This is a genomic window from Paenibacillus filicis (genome assembly GCF_038070315.1).
GTDB classification, from domain to species: domain Bacteria; phylum Bacillota; class Bacilli; order Paenibacillales; family NBRC-103111; genus Paenibacillus_G; species Paenibacillus_G filicis.
Window position 1 is genome coordinate 1 of record NZ_JBBPCC010000023.1, and the last position, 17,251, is coordinate 17,251.

The window sequence follows — 17,251 nt, forward strand, 5'->3', positions numbered from 1 at the left end:
GAGGCGCCGATCGTCGGGCCGTGCTCGCGCGCATGTGCAGCGAGCTGGAGGAAGCCCGCGCGCGCGGCGAGCGTACGGGAGCGCTGCTGCTTGGCGCCGCCCCGGAGCACGCCGCGGGGCAGGACGCCGCAGAGCCGCTGCCCGCGGACTACGTCGCGGTATGCGGGAGCACAGGCGACCTGGAGTCGGTCGCCCGCGGGCTGTACGGAGCACTCCGCTCGTTCGATGAAGCGGAGTCGACCTTCATCGTGGCAGAGGCCTGCCCGGAGGAAGGCATCGGCGAAGCCGTCATGAACAGGCTGCGCAAGGCCGCCGCCGGGCGCGTGATCTCCGTGTAGATACGCAGGAATCCTTCTTCAACCGCATCATCTCCGTGTAGCCGCTCGGCATCTCCTGCGTCCGCCTCCGGCCTGTCCGCGAAGTAAGACATGTTTCCGTCTTGTCCCGCATAGCTTGGTTAAGAGTGGGACAGGGAGGTAGAGAGGCATGGACGTGGCAGCACCGATGGTGTGGGGGCAGATCATTTCGATCGGCTTGCTGGCCCTAGCCCTCGGACTAGATGCTTTATCGCTCGGTCTGGGTATCGGCATGCGCGGAATTCGCAAACGTGACATTGCTTTGATCAGCTTCATTATCGCGCTATTTCATGTGCTCATGCCCCTGGCAGGGCTCTGGATGGGCGGGTATATCAGCCTGATGCTGGGCAAGGTGGCGACCGCTTGCGGAGGCGTGCTGCTGTTATTGCTTGGCGGCCATATGGTGGTCAACACACTGCGCAAGGAAGAGTCCGCAGGCTATAACCCCAGCACGCTATGGGGGATGCTGCTGCTTGCCTTCAGTGTGAGTGTGGACTCCTTCTCGGTCGGCATCTCCCTCGGGATGTTCTCGGGCGATGTGTGGCTGACCGTCTTGATGTTCGGCGCCGCGGGCGGGCTGATGTCCGTAGCGGGCTTGCTGCTCGGGCGACGGGTCGGGAGCTGGATAGGTGAGTACGGCGAGGCGCTCGGAGGCGTGATTTTAGTGGGGTTTGGCATCCATTTTTTGCTATAGGCCTGAGCGGTATCCATATTTGTGCGAAAATGAGGTAAAATACAAATAAGGCTGAGTCCATCACCAAGAAAGCGGGGAGTAGATGATGAAACGTTTATTATTCGTCTGTACAGGCAATACGTGCCGCAGTCCCATGGCTGAAGGGCTCATGCGCAGCATCGCCGCCCGGGAGGGACTGGCTGGTTTGGAGATCCGCTCCGCGGGCGTAGCGGCTTACCAGGGAGTGCCCATATCCGATCATGCGGCTTCCGTGCTGCGGGCTAGGGGAGCCGAGCCGGTCTCCGGCTCGACGGCGCTGTCGCAGCAGCTGGTCGAATGGTCCGATCTGGTCCTGACGATGACCTCCAGCCATAAGCGGCATACGATCCAGCTGTATCCGGCTTCCGTGGACAAGGTGTTTACACTTAAGGAATACGTGCAAGCCGATCCGGAGGGTGAACAGAGGCTGGCGGAGCTGGAAAGCCTGCTCAGCGAGCTTCAGCTCAAGCAGGCCTTGGGAGAATCCATTGGCGATGAGGAACGACGCCGCTTGTCTGCCCTGCAGCAGCAGCAGAGCTCCCCGGATATCGAAGATCCGTTCGGCGGGTCAATTCGGCATTACCAGAGCAGTGCGGACGAGATTGAGCAATGCCTCCACCTGCTGGCAGCCAAGCTTAAACGGGAGAGCTGATGGATGCGAATCTGCTTGTCAGCGAGTAGATCGTACCCCTGGAAAACTCGGGCTTTACACGTATCCTAGAATCAGATATGATGAAATTAATGAACAAGACCCGGTGTAACTGGCGACGAGTGGAACCAACCACAATGGAGCATCGGGACATACGGCCGGTCGCCTGGGCAAAGAGCAGCATTCGTGGAGAGCATTCCGCGTGTGTCATGCTCTTTTTTCGTTTTTGCCGTCGCGGTTTTAGGTTATAATGAGATCGACAATAGCGAGGAGGCGAAAGAAAACTATGAAAATTGCAATGGGCGCAGATCATGCGGGATACCGGCTAAAGGATGAGCTGAAGCCGTTTATTGAATCGCTCGGTCACGAGGTCGTCGACTATGGTTGCAACTGTGCGGATTCCGTCGATTACCCGGATTATGCCCTCAAGGTTTGTGAAGAGGTTGTGTCAGGGGGCGCTGATAAAGGCATCCTGATCTGCGGTACGGGAATCGGCATGACGATCGCTGCCAATAAGGTCCCGGGCATCCGCTGTGCGCTAGTCAACGATCTGTTCTCGGCAAAGGCAACGCGCGAGCATAACGATTCGAACGTGCTTTCGCTGGGTGAACGCGTTGTCGGGCCAGGAGTTGCCCAGGAGATCGTCAAGATCTGGCTGGAAACCGAATTTTCGAATGGAGAGCGTCACCTGGGCCGTATCGGCAAAGTGAAGGCGCTGGAAGATAAATACGCGATTCATCCGTAACAGACCTTGCAGAGGTCTATGTGAAGGAGGAGAGCCTATGGAAGAGCTGCCCTTGCAGAACAGGTCAGACGGACAAGTAACGAGCCTGGACATGCAGGCGATCCGTGAAGGGGCCGAGACCGTGCTGCGCGAGCTGGCAGCAGCTGGCCAGCTGGAAGCCGGCCAGCTCGTGGTCATCGGCACAAGCACAAGCGAAGTGCTGGGCCGTCACATCGGCACCTCCGGCAGCGAAGCGGTAGCGGTTAGTCTGTATGCTGCTGTAGACGCCGTCCGGCAGGAGGTAGGCTTCTACCCTGTGTTCCAATGCTGCGAGCACTTGAACCGGGCGCTTGTGCTTAACCGTGAGGCGATGCAGCGTTACGGACTGGAGCAGGTTAGCGTCGTGCCGGTGCCGAAGGCCGGCGGCTCTATGGCCGCCTACGCCTACAAGCACCTACAGGATGCGGTCGTCGTGGAGACCGTGCAGGCCCATGCGGGCATCGATATCGGGGGGACGCTGATCGGCATGCATCTGAAGCGGGTTGCGGTGCCGTTCAGGCCGTCCGTCCGGCAGATCGGGGAAGCGCATGTACAGGCTGCCTTAACCCGGCCCAAGCTGATTGGCGGAGCGAGGGCCGTGTATGCGGCCGAGCAGCAGCCGTCAGAAGAGCATTGTGATTAGTACGTATCATAACCAACCATACATTCGAATGCGGGAGGAATTTTATCATGGACTTTTTGCGTAAACAAGATCCGAAAATCGTAGAGGCAATGAACCTGGAGCTGGGCCGTCAACGCAACAATATCGAATTGATCGCGTCTGAGAACTTCGTCAGCCAAGCCGTACTGGAAGCCATGGGTACTGTATTGACGAACAAATATGCAGAAGGCTATCCGAGCAAACGTTACTATGGCGGATGTGAGCATGTGGACATCGTCGAAGATATCGCACGTGACCGTGCGAAGGAACTGTTCGGCGCCGAGCATGCCAACGTCCAGCCGCATTCCGGCGCGCAAGCCAACATGGCTGTATACCTCGCCGCACTCAAGCCTGGAGACACGGTACTCGGTATGAACCTGGCCCATGGCGGCCACTTGTCTCACGGCAGCCCGGTTAACGCATCCGGTATTCTGTACAACTTCGTCGCTTACGGCGTAACGGAAGCCGAAGGACGCATCGACTATGATGATCTGCGTAAGGCAGCATTCAAGCACAGACCGCGCCTGATCGTAGCTGGCGCCAGCGCATACTCCCGTACGATCGATTTCGAAGCTATCGGCAAAATTGCCAATGACGTAGGCGCTTTGTTCATGGTCGACATGGCCCATATCGCGGGCTTGGTCGCTGCCGGTCTGCACCCGAATCCGGTTCCGTACGCTCACTTCGTGACGACGACAACACACAAAACGCTTCGCGGTCCGCGCGGCGGTCTGATCCTCTGCAAAAAGCCATGGGCGGCAGCGATCGACAAGGCCGTATTCCCAGGTACCCAAGGCGGCCCGCTGATGCATATCATTGCAGCCAAAGCCGTAGCACTGGGCGAAGCTCTGCAGCCTGAGTTCAAAGTCTATGCGCAAAACGTTATCAATAACGCCAAAGCACTAGCTGAAGGCCTGGCAGCCGAAGGCATCAACCTCGTCTCCGGCGGTACGGACAACCACTTGATACTGATCGACCTCCGCAGCTTGAATATCACAGGTAAAGAGGCTGAGCATCTGCTGGATGAAGTCGGCGTAACGGTTAACAAAAATGCAATTCCTTACGACCCGGCGAAGCCGATGGTCACGAGCGGTATCCGCGTCGGTACACCGGCTGCAACGGCCCGCGGCATGAACGAGGAAGCGATGAAAACCATCGCGCAAATCATTGCCCTGACGCTGAAAAATCCAAAAGACGAAGCCGTACTCAGCAAGGTGCGCGGCATGGTTCAGGAATTGACTTCCCAATATCCTCTATACCCTGGACTTGGATATTAATCCATAAAAAGGTTGACCAAGACACCGGTGCTCGGATCTGCGAGCACTGGTGTCTTTTCTTCGTAATCGAGTGCTGGAGCTGAAGTCAGTTATTGTTCCACGTGGATCAAAATGAATAATGTATGTATATTTTTTGCCCCAGGTGGGATAAGCGGGCACAGTTGTGGTATAATAGACAAGATTTGGCGTAAAATGCTTTGCCGCCTATCTATCAGCTTACTGATAGGCTTTATAGCGGCCTGCAGACACGCTTGAAGCACATGCAGACGGCTGTTGCGGCCGCTTGCGGGACTGGCTTGCAGGGAAGTCTATTCCTTCATCCGAAGCCCGCAGCCAAGCAGGACAAGCCTATATTTTTACCGTATACAGGGGGAGCCAGGCATGGGAAAAGTGTTCGTTTGCGATCATCCGCTCATACAACACAAATTGACGTACATAAGGGATGAACATACAAATACGAAGGATTTTCGCGAGCTCGTCGACGAAGTAGCTACGCTCATGGCTTACGAAATTACCCGCGATATTCCGCTTCAGAAGGTAGAGGTCCGCACGCCTGTCACAACGGCTGAATGCCGAGTGATCTCCGGCCGGATGCTCGGATTGATTCCGATTCTAAGAGCCGGACTCGGTATGGTGGATGGGATCTTGAAGCTCGTACCGGCTGCGAAGGTCGGACACATCGGCTTGTACCGCGATCCGGAAACGCTGGAGCCTGTCGAGTATTACGCCAAGTTGCCTACAGACGTACTGGAGCGGGAACTGATCGTAATCGATCCGATGCTGGCTACCGGAGGCTCGGCCAATGCGGCCATTACGGCGCTCAAGAACCGCGGCTGTACCCAAATGAAGCTGATGTGCCTGATCGCGGCGCCGGAAGGCGTACAGGCCGTGCAGGAGGCCCATCCTGACGTAGATATTTATGTAGCTGCCATCGACGATTACCTGGATGATCATGGCTACATCGTACCGGGACTTGGCGATGCCGGAGACCGGTTGTTCGGCACGAAATAATTAACGGCCAGAGAAGGAGGCTCCTAAACCATGGCGAAGACGAAGATTATGACGATTTTCGGGACAAGACCCGAAGCGATAAAAATGGCACCATTGGTCAAGGAGCTGGAGAAGCACCCGGATGAGATTCAATCGCTCGTCTGCGTGACGGCGCAGCACCGGCAGATGCTGGACCAAGTGCTGGATATTTTCAAGATTAAGCCGGATTACGATCTGGACGTGATGAAGGACCGCCAGACGCTCAACGAGATCACGATCCGCGTGCTGCAGGGTCTTGATCCGATCTTCCGCGAAGAGAAGCCGGATATGATTCTAGTTCACGGGGATACCTTGACGACCTTCCTGGCCAGCTATGCCGCGTTCATGCAGCAGATTCAGGTAGGTCACGTGGAAGCGGGACTGCGTACCTGGAACAAGCTGTCGCCATTCCCTGAGGAGATGAACCGCCAGCTGACCGGCGTGATTTCCGATCTTCACTTTGCACCGACTGGCTGGTCGGCAGGCAATCTGATCAAGGAAAACAAGTCGGAGGCGAGCATCTTTATTACGGGCAATACGGTTACGGATGTATTCGACTACACCGTCCAGAAGGAGTTCAGCCACCCTATGCTCGACTGGGCCAAGGGCAAGCGGCTCGTATTGATGACCGCGCACCGCCGGGAATCGCAGGGAGAGCCTCACCGGCAGGTCTTCCGCGCTGTCCGCCGCCTGGCCGACGAGTTCGAGGACATTGCGATCGTGTACCCGGTTCACCTAAGTCCGGCTGTCAGAGAACCGGCTTATGAGCTTCTGGGCGGGCACGACCGGATCAAGCTGATCGAGCCGCTCGACGTGTTCGAATTCCATAACTTCTATCCGCATGCTCATCTGATTCTGACGGATTCGGGAGGCTTGCAGGAGGAGGCGCCGTCGTTCGGCGTACCGGTACTGGTGCTGCGCGAGACGACAGAGCGTCCGGAAGGCATCGAAGCGGGCACACTGGAGCTTGTCGGAACGGATGAGAACAAGGTTTATGAAAGAGCCCGTGCACTGCTCAGCGACAGCGCTCTGTATGAGCGGATGAGCCGTTCGGCCAATCCGTACGGAGACGGCAAAGCGTCCGCGAGAATTGTCGAAGCGATTCTTTATCACTTCGGACACCGATCGGAAAGGCCCCAAACTTTCCAACCGTGACAATCTGATGACAAACGCTACAGCGTACAGTTGCACTGTTTGGTTTTGAACCCGGAAAAACCTTGATGTAGCTAGGTTTTTGTGATTATTGTCATAGAAAAAATGCCAGCTTATACAATTGACAAAGAACACATGGCTTAGATAAAATATATGAGGATTGTAAAGGGTATCACTATGAAAATCGATCTGAATAATCAGCCTTGGCGTGCAGCTGCTTTAGTCGGAGCATTGGGCGTAGATGTCGCAGTTTGTACAACAGCGGGCTATCTGGCTGGCAGCTGGGCAGGCAGTCATTTGGGTAATGAGAAGGCGTGGTTGCTTGGCGGCCTCTTGACAGGCCTCTTCCTCGGAATCGTGACTGCCATTCTGGTCATCAAAAAAGTACTGGAAGACCAGGGGGAATAATATGAGAGACCAGATGAAGTCGATTATTCGAGCCGCCTTGTTTTTATCCTCAGCCCTCTTGCTTGCCGGAGTATTCCTACCAGCTTACCGCACGCATTTCAGCGGATTTATGCTGGGCACATGGATTAGCGTGCTCAACGGATGGATGCTTATGATTAAAATCGAGGCACTCGCTGCCAAGGTGTTGGACGTGGATTTTGCGAACAAGCCTAACAAGCGGGTTAATATGGGGTTTATATCCCGAATCAGCATGGCTATTCTTGGAGTCATGGTGGCCGTGAAGATGCCTCATTTATTTCATATAGCAAGTACTATCGCTGGAGTTGCCTTTGCGCCAGCAGCTGTGTTTCTAAGAGCATTCTTATTCAGAAGTGCCAAATGAGTTGTTCACTACGTGGAAAGGAGGGGATAGCAAGTGCATGATTTTGCGATACTGCAATTAGGTAGCTTGAATATTGATATATCGACTTTTTTGTCGATCATCGTATCTTGTGTAATCGTGTTCATTGTAGCTCGCTTGTCGGTCAGGAATTTGTCGGTCGCCAATCCGTCCAAGATGCAGAACTTTATGGAATGGGTTGTGGAATTCGTACACAATACCATTGCGAGCACCATGCCGCTTCACAGAGCGAAGCACTTCGTTACACTCGGTTTGACCCTGATTCTATTCATCTTTGTATCTAACCTGCTGGGCTTGCCTTTCGGGGTTGTCACGGAGCATGAAAAGCCATTGTCATTATTTGGGCAGACCATCGTTTCACAGGACATGATAGATGCAGCGAATGCTCATGCCAAAGACGGGGAAAAGGAGAGCGGCCATCACGGAGTTGTCTTAGGCTGGTGGAAATCGCCTACAGCAGATGTAGGTGTAACCTTCGGACTTGCCTCCATCGTGTTTGTATTGATTCATGTTCTCGGCCTTACGATGAACAGGAAACATTACTTGAAACACTATTTTGAACCGTACTGGTTTTTCTTTCCGTTGAATGTCATCAAGGAGCTTTCCAAACCGCTTACTCTCGGTCTGCGTCTCTATGCCAACATCTTTGCCGGGGAAGTTTTGATTGGAACGATTCTAATGGCCGGTGTGTACGGTACTCCTCTGCTTGCCGCATGGCAAGGGTTTAGTATTTTCGTAGGCGCTATTCAAGCGTTCCTGTTCACGGTCCTGACCATGGTTTATATTTCTCAAGCTACTGTACATCACGGTGATGATCACCACTAAACAGATGCTTCACAATGGTTATTAGCGCATCCGCTCATGAGTATGAGCCGGATGGGTTTAAAGCAATAGCTTATATCGAATAAAACGATAATATCGAGGAGGATTTACAAATGGAATTTTTGGCAGCAGCAATCGCAATTGGTTTGTCCGCATTCGGCGCAGGTATCGGTAACGGTATGATCGTAAGCAAGACGGTAGAGAGCATCGCACGCCAGCCTGAGCAAAAAGGTACTCTGCAAACGACAATGTTTATCGGTGTTGGTATCGTCGAGGTTGTTCCGATCATCGGTGTCGTTCTTGCGTTCCTGATTTTCTTCGGAGCTTAATTTTTATAGGGTCAAGGTTTGGCGCGGCAGGTATTCCTACCTTCCACGCCTTCATTTTGCTTAGTACTAGCGAAAGGAGTGGCTTAGGTGAGTTTACATTGGGAAAACTTTGTGTTTGCGATCGTTGCTTTCGCGGCTCTTTACTTTCTCTTGAATAAATATGCATTTGGTCCTTTGCTGGGCGTTATGGAAGAAAGAAGGAAGCTGATAGCTGGGCAAATCGAGTCTGCTGAGAAAAATCGCCTGGAGGCTGACCGACTTTTGGCAGAGCAGCAAAAGGCTCTGCAGGACGTGCGCGGCGAAGCGAGGGAGATTATCGAGCTTGCTAAGGCATCCAGCAAGAAACAAAGCGAAAGCATCATTGAACAGGCTAAAGAAGAAGCTGCTCGTCTGAAGGATGGCGCTCTTCGCGATATTGAAGATGAGAAGAATAAAGCAATCTCCGCGCTTCGCAGCCAAGTGAGCGCGATGTCCGTTATGATCGCTTCGAAGATTATCGAGAAGCAGGTTGACGAGAAATCGCAATCTCAGTTGGTTGAGCAATACCTCAAAGAGGCGGGGAGCAAACAATGAGCAAGGACACCGTTGTAGCCAAAAGGTACGCGAAGGCCTTGTTTGAAATTGCGAAGGAGCAACAAGCTGAGCAACAGATTGAGCAGGAATTGAACGCAGTTCTTGCCGCTGTCCAGTCTAATGCCGACTTCCATAGGCTGCTGGTGCATCCGGCTCTGGATGCCGATGCGAAGAAAAAGCTTGTGGACGATGTGTTCGGCGGCTCCATCTCCGATACGGTCCGGAATACGATTAAACTATTGGTCGACAACGGACGCGAGTCGCAGCTGGTTTCGTTGATCAGCTACTATACGACGATCTCGGACGAAGCTGCCGGCAAAGCGAAGGCGGTTGTGTACTCGCCGCAAGCGCTGTCTGAGGCGGAAGTCAAGAGCATTGAGTCTACCTTCACTCAAGTAACAAGCAAACAAATCCGGGTGGAATCGGTTATCGATAAAAGTTTGCTCGGCGGTATTCAAATCCGCATCGGCGACCGTCTGTACGACGGAAGCTTGTCCGGCAAGCTGAAGCGTTTGGAAAAAGCCTTGAATCAATCACAAGCACTGTAGATAGGGGTGAGACGTTTGAGTATCAAGCCTGAAGAAATCAGCACATTGATTAAACAGCAGATTGAAAATTATAAATCGGAAATTCAAGTGGTTGACGTAGGTACAGTTATTCAGGTCGGTGACGGTATCGCCCGTGCACACGGTCTGGAGAACGTTATGGCCGGCGAACTTCTTGAGTTCCCGAACGGCGTACTCGGTCACGCCTTCAACCTGGACGAAAGCAACGTCGGTATCGTTATTCTCGGGCCGTACACGGATATCCGTGAAGGCGACCAGGTTAAGCGTACAGGCCGCATCATGGAGGTTCCTGTAGGTGAAGAGCTTCTCGGCCGCGTCGTGAACGCTCTGGGTCAGCCTGTTGATGGCAAAGGCCCGATCAACACGACATCGTTCCGTCCGATCGAATCCCCGGCTCCAGGCGTTATGGCCCGTAAATCGGTTCATGAGCCTATGCAAACCGGTATCAAAGCGATCGATGCGATGATTCCTGTCGGCCGCGGCCAGCGGGAATTGATCATCGGCGACCGTCAAACGGGTAAAACCGCGATCGCCATCGACACGATCATCAACCAAAAAGGCAATGGCGTAAAGTGCATCTATGTCGCCATCGGTCAAAAGCAGTCGACGGTTGTCGGCGTAGTCGAGCAGCTGCGTAAAGCAGGCGCCCTGGATTACACGATCGTCGTTACCGCTTCGGCTTCCGAGCCGTCCCCAATGCTGTGGCTGGCTCCTTATGCAGGCTGCGCGATGGGCGAATACTTTATGTACAAAGGCGAACACGTCCTCATCGTATACGACGACTTGTCCAAGCAAGCCGCCGCTTACCGTGAGATGTCCCTGTTGCTCCGCCGTCCTCCGGGCCGGGAAGCTTATCCGGGTGACGTATTCTACCTGCACTCCCGTCTTTTGGAGCGCGCAGCCAAGCTGAGCGATGAGCTCGGTGGTGGTTCATTAACCGCTCTGCCGTTCATCGAAACACAAGCGGGCGACGTATCCGCTTATATCCCAACGAACGTGATCTCGATCACGGACGGTCAAATTTTCCTTGAGGCTGACCTGTTCTACTCCGGTCAACGTCCGGCGGTTAACGTCGGTATCTCCGTATCCCGGGTAGGTGGCTCCGCTCAGACGAAAGCGATGAAGAAGGTTGCCGGTACGCTTCGCGTAGACTTGGCTCAATACCGCGAGCTCGCGGCGTTTGCCCAATTCGGCTCCGACCTTGACAGAGCTACGCAAACCCGTCTGAACCGCGGTGTGCGTACATTGGAAATTTTGAAGCAAGGCGTGAACCAGCCGTTGTCCCTGGAGCGTCAAGTCGCTTCCCTGTACACGGTTGTCAAAGGTCACCTTGACGATCTGCCGGTGCAGGACGTTACACGTTTCGAAGCCGAGTTCCTCGGATTCCTCGACTCGAGCCGTTCGGAAATCCTGAACAGCATCCGCGATACGAAAGATCTGACTGCGGATAACGAGAAGGCATTGACCGACGCTATTCAACAGTTCAAAAAGGGCTTCGCCCGTTCTGAATAGGTTCATCCGGCCGGGCTTCTCGGCATTGATCAGACGATGAAGCTCGGCCAGCTCCACTTGAAGCTTGGGAACTGGCTTTTCCCTCCGGATGACGGACAGAGGCGACAGCGCCATGCGGCCGGTTCGGGCAGGCGAGAGGCCTCGAAAGAGAGGTGAGCAAGTATGGCAAAAGGGATGCGCGAAATTAAGCGTCAAATCAAGTCAACCCAGAACACGAAGCAAATCACGAAGGCGATGGAGATGGTTTCGGCAGCGAAGCTGCGCCGCTCTCAGTTAGCCGCTGAGGCAGCAAGGCCTTATGCGGATAAACTGAAGGAAGTGGTGGCCAGCATCGCGGCAGGAACCAAGGGTGTGAAGCACCCGATGCTGCAAAGCCGTGAGGTGAAGAAGACCGGCTATCTGGTCATCACATCGGATCGGGGCCTCGCCGGCGGTTACAACGCCAACGTATTGCGTAAAGTGGTCAATGAAATCAACGAGAAGCATAAATCGACGAGCGAATATACGATTTTTGTAATCGGACGCAAGGGACGGGACTACTTCAGCAAACGGAACATGCCGATTTCGGAAGAAGTAACCGGATTGCCGGATGCCGTTCAATTCTCGGATATCAAGACAATTGCGGCGAAAGCCGTGACATATTTCGAGGACGGAGCGTACGATCAGCTGTTCCTGGTCTACAACCAGTTCAAGAATGCGATTACCCAAATCCCGACAGTCAAGCGTCTTCTGCCATTGGAAGATGTGACCGGAACGACTGCCGCGGCTTATGAGTATGAGCCGTCTCCGGAAGGCGTGCTGGAAGTTCTTCTTCCGAAGTATGCAGAGACGTTGATCTACAGCGCTGTACTGGAAGGTAAAGCGAGTGAATTCGGCGCGAGAATGACGGCGATGAACAGCGCGACCAAAAATGCGACGAAGATGATCAGCTCTTACACGCTCGCCTACAACCGGGCGCGTCAAGCGTCGATCACGCAGGAAATTTCCGAGATCGTCGCAGGTGCGAACGCAAGCAGCTAACAGCTAAAGTCCAGGGTGATAGTCAAGCAGGGGCTTGCTCCTGCCTGTAGTCAGGGTACAGATTATTTACGTGGAGTTACACGTTTCTTACGATACAGCTTCGCTGGAGCGAAGCTTGGAGTTTAGGCTTACGATGTAGTTTCGCTCACGCGAAACTTGGAGGAGGGAAAACATGAGCAAGGGGCGCGTTGTGAATATCACAGGGCCGGTTGTCGACATCGAGTTCGAGCGTGGACACCTCCCTGAGATTCTTAATGCAATTAAGATTGAAAGTAAAGGCCAAGCTGGCCGCGCAGATATCAGCCTGACGGTTGAAGCTGCCGTTCACCTCGGCGACAACATGGTTCGCTGCGTTGCGATGTCTTCTACGGACGGTCTGGTCCGCGGTGTAGATGCAGTCGATACGGGTGCTCCGATCTCCGTACCGGTAGGACCGGCTACGCTCGGCCGCGTATTTAACGTACTCGGCGATCCAATCGATGGTGTCGAAGAAGTAGATCGTTCGATCTCCAATCCGATCCACAGAGCGGCTCCTCCTTTCGAGGACTTGTCCACGAAAGCGGAAATTCTCGAAACAGGTATCAAGGTTATCGACCTGATGGCTCCATATGCCAAGGGTGGTAAGATCGGTCTGTTCGGTGGTGCGGGCGTAGGTAAAACCGTAACGATGCAAGAGCTGATCCATAACATCGCTCAAGAGCACGGCGGTATCTCCGTATTCGCAGGCGTGGGCGAGCGTACCCGTGAAGGTAACGACTTGTACCACGAGATGAAGGATTCCGGCGTTATTTCGAAAACCGCGATGGTTTTCGGTCAAATGAACGAGCCGCCAGGCGCACGTCTTCGCGTAGCCTTGTCGGGTCTGACCATGGCCGAATACTTCCGTGACGAAGAAGGCCGTGACGTTCTTCTGTTCATCGACAACATCTTCCGCTTTACTCAAGCGGGTTCCGAGGTTTCCGCGTTGCTCGGCCGTATGCCTTCCGCGGTAGGTTACCAGCCAACCCTGGCTACCGAGATGGGTCAATTGCAAGAGCGGATTACATCCACGAAGAAAGGTTCCGTTACGTCCATCCAGGCGATCTACGTTCCGGCGGATGACTACACTGACCCGGCTCCGGCGACGGCGTTTGCCCACTTGGATGCAACGACGAACCTCGAGCGCAGCATCGCGGCTGCGGGTATCTTCCCTGCCGTTGACCCGCTGGCTTCTTCTTCCCGGATTCTAACGCCTGAAACACTGGGCGAAGAGCATTACCAAGTCGCTCAAGGCGTTAAGCAAATTCTGCAGCGCTATAAAGAGCTTCTCGATATCATCGCGATCCTGGGTATGGACGAGTTGTCCGACGAGGACAAACTGGTCGTACACCGCGCGCGTCGTCTGCGTTTGTTCCTGTCCCAGCCGCTTCACGTTGCTGAGGCATTCAACGGTATTCCTGGACTGTACGTACCGGTTAAGGAAACGGTCCGCAGCTTCAAAGAAATCCTCGAAGGCAAGCATGACAGCCTTCCTGAGCCGGCGTTCCACAACGTCGGTACGATCGAAGATGCCATCGAGAAAGCGAAGACGCTGTAATCTCGATTAGAACCGTTACATCCTTGTCCGCCCCCATCCCGGGGGCGGGCATCATCAGGTACACAGGAGGGGAATCCAAGTGAGCACATTCCTGCTGGAAATCGTAACCCCCGAGCGCAAGGTGTATGCCGAACAGGTGAGCATGATTGTCGCCAGGGGCGTCGAAGGGGAGCTTGGAATTCTGCCGAATCATATTCCGCTTGTCACGCCTCTTAAAATCGCAGTGGTTACCGTGAAAATTCAAGGCTCCAAAGACTTGAGTATCGCGGTGAACGGCGGATTTATGGAAGTGCGCAAGGATAAGGTGGTTATATTGGCGGAAAGTGCCGAGCTGCCGGAGCAAATTGACGTTGATCGGGCGAAGGCTTCCAAAGACCGCGCCGAGCAGCGCCTCAAGAACGCTAAGCAAGAAAAGATCGACTTTCACCGCGCGGAGCTGGCTCTACAGCGCGCTTTGAATCGGCTTGGCGTGTCCGGTAGAAAATAAATCAAGCATGTGTAAAACGAGGGAATTTTCCCTCGTTTTTTTATTGCACATGAAAAAGAGTGCGTACTTTCGTACACACTCTTTCTCCACCGGTATGTTACAACCCCAGCTTTTGACCTTTTTCCAGCCGCTGAATCTGTTGTTCCCCGTCATCCGCCATTTCTCTGAACTGAAGAATCGTCTCCCGCATTTTAGGCAGCGCATCTTGCTTGTAAGTACTAATGGAATCGAATGCCTCCAGTACGTCGGTGAAAGCTTGTTTTAAAGTATTGACGGAAACGCTGGTCTCGAGAGATTGCTTATGGATCGCTGCGCCCTGCGTTTTCAGCATTTTAGAGGTACCGCTGATCAGGGTGTCCGTCGTTTGATTAAGTAATTCGATTTTTTGCAATACAATCTTCTGATTGTAAAGCGCGCTGGCTACCGTCACGGAGATTTTCAAGGCGGAAACCGTTACATTCCGGGCTCTGTCGACCCCGCGGATCAGCTCTTTGTTGTTTCTGATGACAACCTCAATAGCCATGATCCCCTGTTGATTAACGACCAGCATCTGCTGCAGATCCATCACACGCTGACGCAAAGGAAATAAGACTTCCTCCGTAATGAACCGAATTTTATCTTCAGATTCCTGACGAAGTTGTGCGGCTTGCAGCTGGGATTCGATCTCTTCATCCATCAGAATCCCAAGCTGGATTTCTTTTTGAAGTCTTTTCGTTAGCTCTCTCAGCGCATGCTGCTCAAACTCCAACGTCGTATTATCATTTTTCAAGATAGACTTGCCCTTATCCAACGAGAGGACGATATCTGAAATAACGGCATCCGCTCTTTGAAACTTAGCAAAGTAAGTGCGCAATGGATTGAAGAATTTGCCCAAAAATCCTGTTTTGGCAAAATCGACGATACTGGGGTCCAAATCCTTTAACTGCATTTGGAGTTCGGTTAAGCCCTTGGCCACCTGCCCGCCTTCGTCGCCTGTCTTGGAGAGGTTCCCTACAGACACCTGTAGAAGGGAATTTTTCTCGGAGGATGTTCGCATCGTGCTCATGCCGAATTGATCGATGGATTGCAAGATTTCCTTCCGTTTTTCCAAGGAATCGATATCTAGCGTCAGAATGGTCGAGACGTTGGATACGGCCAGCTCTTGGAGCTGCCGGACTTCCTCGGGTACGGGGCGGACTTCCTCTTCAATGACCGACTTCAGCTTCTCCGAGCTTATGACTTCCATGGTAAATGACATGCCGGTTCCTCCTCATAATGGTGAATTTACATTTGAACATTGAGCAGATTACCAATCTTATACACGACATCGTCTGTATCGGCATTGATACTGGCCGCTTCGTTGATGCTTGATATGGTTTGAAGTGCTTTGATATTAGCGTTATAGCCAATCGTGTAGATAGGGATTTTATAAGCTTCGATAAGGTCCCGGATATCCTTGAGGGAATGCCCTTCATTCGTTTCCCCGTCGCTAAGAACGAAGATCAGAGGCTTGCTGTCAGGATGAACCTTCAGCTCGTCTTGCAGTATTTTCATGGCGACAGCAATACCGTCAAAGGTAGCGGTACCGCCCCCGGCCTGAAGGCTGTTTACGGCACCAACGAACATGGATTGCTGGTTCGTATCATACTTTGCGATAGGGAGATTGATCGTTACGTTGCTTGAATACGACACGAATCCGATGCTGTTGTCTTTGCCTAAGTACTTTTGCCCCTTTAACAAGGACTCCTTCAATCGGTTCATCGGCGCACCGGCCATACTTCCGGAGACATCGGCTACAAACACGGCGGCTATTGGTTTATTTCCGTTTTTCTTCTCCTTCCACAGCTTCTGTGCGGATGATAGGAGATTTCCGTCAACCGGACCCAGCTCGGCTTTGTAGTCATTCAGCTGATTGAAGCCTTTTTCCTGGGCGATTTTTTGATATTTCTCCTGCTCGACGAATTCGGCAAACTTCTTGATAATATCTAGCTTGGCTTGAGGCAATTTGTTTAACGCGTACAAGGGGCTGTCATGCCTTACACCGAAGGGCGTGAAGACATAACCGCTCTTGAGATCGGCTGTATTCAAGTAGGTCTGATACTCCAGCACGAACCCGTCCAGCATGCCGGATTTGGCGGCATCGCGCATTTGTATCGTGGTCGATGCAATAAAAGGTACATTGGCCTGGAACCGCTCAAACCCTGCGGCCGCTTTGTCACTGAGCAGATCTGAGTTGTCGAAGGTTCTAAGAGCCGTCACCAGAAAGTTTAAACCCGTAGAGCTGGCGAAGGGATCCGTATAGCCCATGGCAAATTCGTTGGCTGCTATAGCGTCCGTTACCGTCTTGACGTTGAGGGAGCCGTATTTCGCTACCAATTCATCATATTTTTTCTTAGTGGAAACAATGCCGGTCACATTGCCGGTAAGCCGCTTGGTTATCAGCTGAACATCGACACCCTGAGCCTTGACCATGTCACCCCACAGCTCATTGGAAGGCGTGAAGGCATCAGGAACATATTTACCGGACCTTATGTAATCGGTTGCCGTGCCTGAAGCGATATTACGGATCTTGACCGAAACCGGCTGGCCATTGACCATCACGCCCGACTTATTGAAATCCGTCGCCACTTCGTTTAACCAGCCGTCAATGCCAGTGCCTGACTTCTCGGTGGAAGAAAATATTTCTACAAAGTTGTCGGTGGTGTTGTTTACAGATATCGGGAATTTCGAGATATCAGGAAGAGCATCCCCGATTTCTACGGGATCGAGATCGATCTTTCCTTTGACGGGTGAAGCCGTCGTAACGGAGACCTTACTATAAAGCTTATCCAGCCGTTTCGCAGCGTCATCTAGGGTGACTTGGGATTGGGTTTTGCCTAAATTAGACGTCAAGCTAACCCCTGCATAGACAAGGATAAAAACGACGACTGCAATAATTCCTAATGCTGCGAACGCTTTGCCTTTTTTGGCCATACGCATC

General features: G+C 53.0%; 20 protein-coding genes and 1 riboswitch. Of the genes, 18 read left to right on the forward strand and 2 right to left on the reverse strand.

Annotated elements, in window-relative coordinates:
- The 18 genes from WMW72_RS27570 to WMW72_RS27655 all read left to right on the forward strand — a co-directional run.
- Positions 1 to 338, forward strand: a 338-nt coding sequence (locus WMW72_RS27570) for a Sua5 family C-terminal domain-containing protein (RefSeq protein WP_341418806.1), incomplete at its 5' end; no start/stop codon positions are given.
- A gap of 148 nt (positions 339 to 486) precedes the next feature.
- Positions 487 to 1,050, forward strand: coding sequence for a manganese efflux pump MntP (locus WMW72_RS27575; RefSeq protein WP_341418807.1), 564 nt, complete (start codon positions 487 to 489; stop codon positions 1,048 to 1,050).
- Positions 1,051 to 1,132: 82 nt separating this feature from the next.
- Entirely contained in the window at positions 1,133 to 1,720 is a 588-nt protein-coding gene (locus WMW72_RS27580; protein ID WP_341418808.1) for a low molecular weight protein arginine phosphatase, read from the forward strand.
- Positions 1,721 to 1,815: 95 nt separating this feature from the next.
- Positions 1,816 to 1,896: riboswitch (ZMP/ZTP riboswitch) on the forward strand.
- A gap of 107 nt (positions 1,897 to 2,003) precedes the next feature.
- Positions 2,004 to 2,462, forward strand: coding sequence for a ribose 5-phosphate isomerase B (rpiB, locus tag WMW72_RS27585; RefSeq protein WP_341418809.1), 459 nt, complete (start codon positions 2,004 to 2,006; stop codon positions 2,460 to 2,462).
- Between the two features lie 91 nt (positions 2,463 to 2,553).
- On the forward strand, positions 2,554 to 3,123 hold the full coding sequence (locus WMW72_RS27590; RefSeq protein WP_341418924.1) for a TIGR01440 family protein: 570 nt from the start codon (positions 2,554 to 2,556) through the stop codon (positions 3,121 to 3,123).
- A 47-nt stretch (positions 3,124 to 3,170) separates the two neighbouring features.
- Positions 3,171 to 4,418, forward strand: coding sequence for a serine hydroxymethyltransferase (locus tag WMW72_RS27595; RefSeq protein WP_341418810.1), 1,248 nt, complete (start codon positions 3,171 to 3,173; stop codon positions 4,416 to 4,418).
- A 381-nt stretch (positions 4,419 to 4,799) separates the two neighbouring features.
- On the forward strand, positions 4,800 to 5,429 hold the full coding sequence (gene upp, locus WMW72_RS27600; protein ID WP_341418811.1) for a uracil phosphoribosyltransferase: 630 nt from the start codon (positions 4,800 to 4,802) through the stop codon (positions 5,427 to 5,429).
- Between the two features lie 30 nt (positions 5,430 to 5,459).
- Complete coding sequence (wecB, locus tag WMW72_RS27605) at positions 5,460 to 6,602, forward strand: non-hydrolyzing UDP-N-acetylglucosamine 2-epimerase (RefSeq protein WP_341418812.1); 1,143 nt, start codon at positions 5,460 to 5,462, stop codon at positions 6,600 to 6,602.
- 174 nt (positions 6,603 to 6,776) lie between these two features.
- Positions 6,777 to 7,007 (forward strand): AtpZ/AtpI family protein, encoded by a 231-nt coding sequence (locus tag WMW72_RS27610; protein WP_341418813.1) that lies wholly within the window; start codon positions 6,777 to 6,779, stop codon positions 7,005 to 7,007.
- Position 7,008: 1 nt separating this feature from the next.
- Positions 7,009 to 7,389: an ATP synthase subunit I gene (locus tag WMW72_RS27615; protein ID WP_341418814.1), complete on the forward strand. Its 381-nt coding sequence runs from the start codon at positions 7,009 to 7,011 to the stop codon at positions 7,387 to 7,389.
- A 33-nt stretch (positions 7,390 to 7,422) separates the two neighbouring features.
- Complete coding sequence (gene atpB / locus WMW72_RS27620; protein ID WP_341418815.1) at positions 7,423 to 8,232, forward strand: F0F1 ATP synthase subunit A; 810 nt, start codon at positions 7,423 to 7,425, stop codon at positions 8,230 to 8,232.
- A 110-nt stretch (positions 8,233 to 8,342) separates the two neighbouring features.
- Positions 8,343 to 8,558, forward strand: coding sequence for a F0F1 ATP synthase subunit C (atpE, locus tag WMW72_RS27625; RefSeq protein WP_159885343.1), 216 nt, complete (start codon positions 8,343 to 8,345; stop codon positions 8,556 to 8,558).
- An 87-nt stretch (positions 8,559 to 8,645) separates the two neighbouring features.
- Positions 8,646 to 9,131 carry a F0F1 ATP synthase subunit B gene (gene atpF, locus WMW72_RS27630; protein ID WP_341418816.1) on the forward strand — a complete coding sequence of 162 codons (486 nt, stop codon included), beginning with the start codon at positions 8,646 to 8,648 and terminating at the stop codon, positions 9,129 to 9,131.
- Entirely contained in the window at positions 9,128 to 9,679 is a 552-nt protein-coding gene (locus WMW72_RS27635; RefSeq protein WP_341418817.1) for a F0F1 ATP synthase subunit delta, read from the forward strand. Before atpF ends, WMW72_RS27635 begins: the two co-directional genes overlap by 4 nt.
- Positions 9,680 to 9,694: 15 nt before the next feature.
- On the forward strand, positions 9,695 to 11,209 hold the full coding sequence (gene atpA, locus WMW72_RS27640; protein ID WP_341418818.1) for a F0F1 ATP synthase subunit alpha: 1,515 nt from the start codon (positions 9,695 to 9,697) through the stop codon (positions 11,207 to 11,209).
- Positions 11,210 to 11,371: 162 nt separating this feature from the next.
- Positions 11,372 to 12,229 (forward strand): ATP synthase F1 subunit gamma, encoded by an 858-nt coding sequence (gene atpG / locus WMW72_RS27645; RefSeq protein ID WP_341418819.1) that lies wholly within the window; start codon positions 11,372 to 11,374, stop codon positions 12,227 to 12,229.
- A gap of 172 nt (positions 12,230 to 12,401) precedes the next feature.
- Entirely contained in the window at positions 12,402 to 13,805 is a 1,404-nt protein-coding gene (gene atpD / locus WMW72_RS27650) for a F0F1 ATP synthase subunit beta (RefSeq protein ID WP_341418820.1), read from the forward strand.
- 79 nt (positions 13,806 to 13,884) lie between these two features.
- On the forward strand, positions 13,885 to 14,292 hold the full coding sequence (locus WMW72_RS27655) for a F0F1 ATP synthase subunit epsilon (RefSeq protein ID WP_341418821.1): 408 nt from the start codon (positions 13,885 to 13,887) through the stop codon (positions 14,290 to 14,292).
- A gap of 97 nt (positions 14,293 to 14,389) precedes the next feature.
- Here WMW72_RS27655 and WMW72_RS27660 read toward each other — a convergent pair whose 3' ends face one another.
- On the reverse strand, positions 14,390 to 15,529 hold the full coding sequence (locus tag WMW72_RS27660; protein ID WP_341418822.1) for a toxic anion resistance protein: 1,140 nt from the start codon (positions 15,527 to 15,529) through the stop codon (positions 14,390 to 14,392).
- Positions 15,530 to 15,555: 26 nt separating this feature from the next.
- A complete protein-coding gene (locus WMW72_RS27665; RefSeq protein ID WP_341418823.1) occupies positions 15,556 to 17,244 on the reverse strand; it encodes a vWA domain-containing protein in 1,689 nt (562 codons plus the stop codon).
- Positions 17,245 to 17,251: the final 7 nt, after the last annotated feature.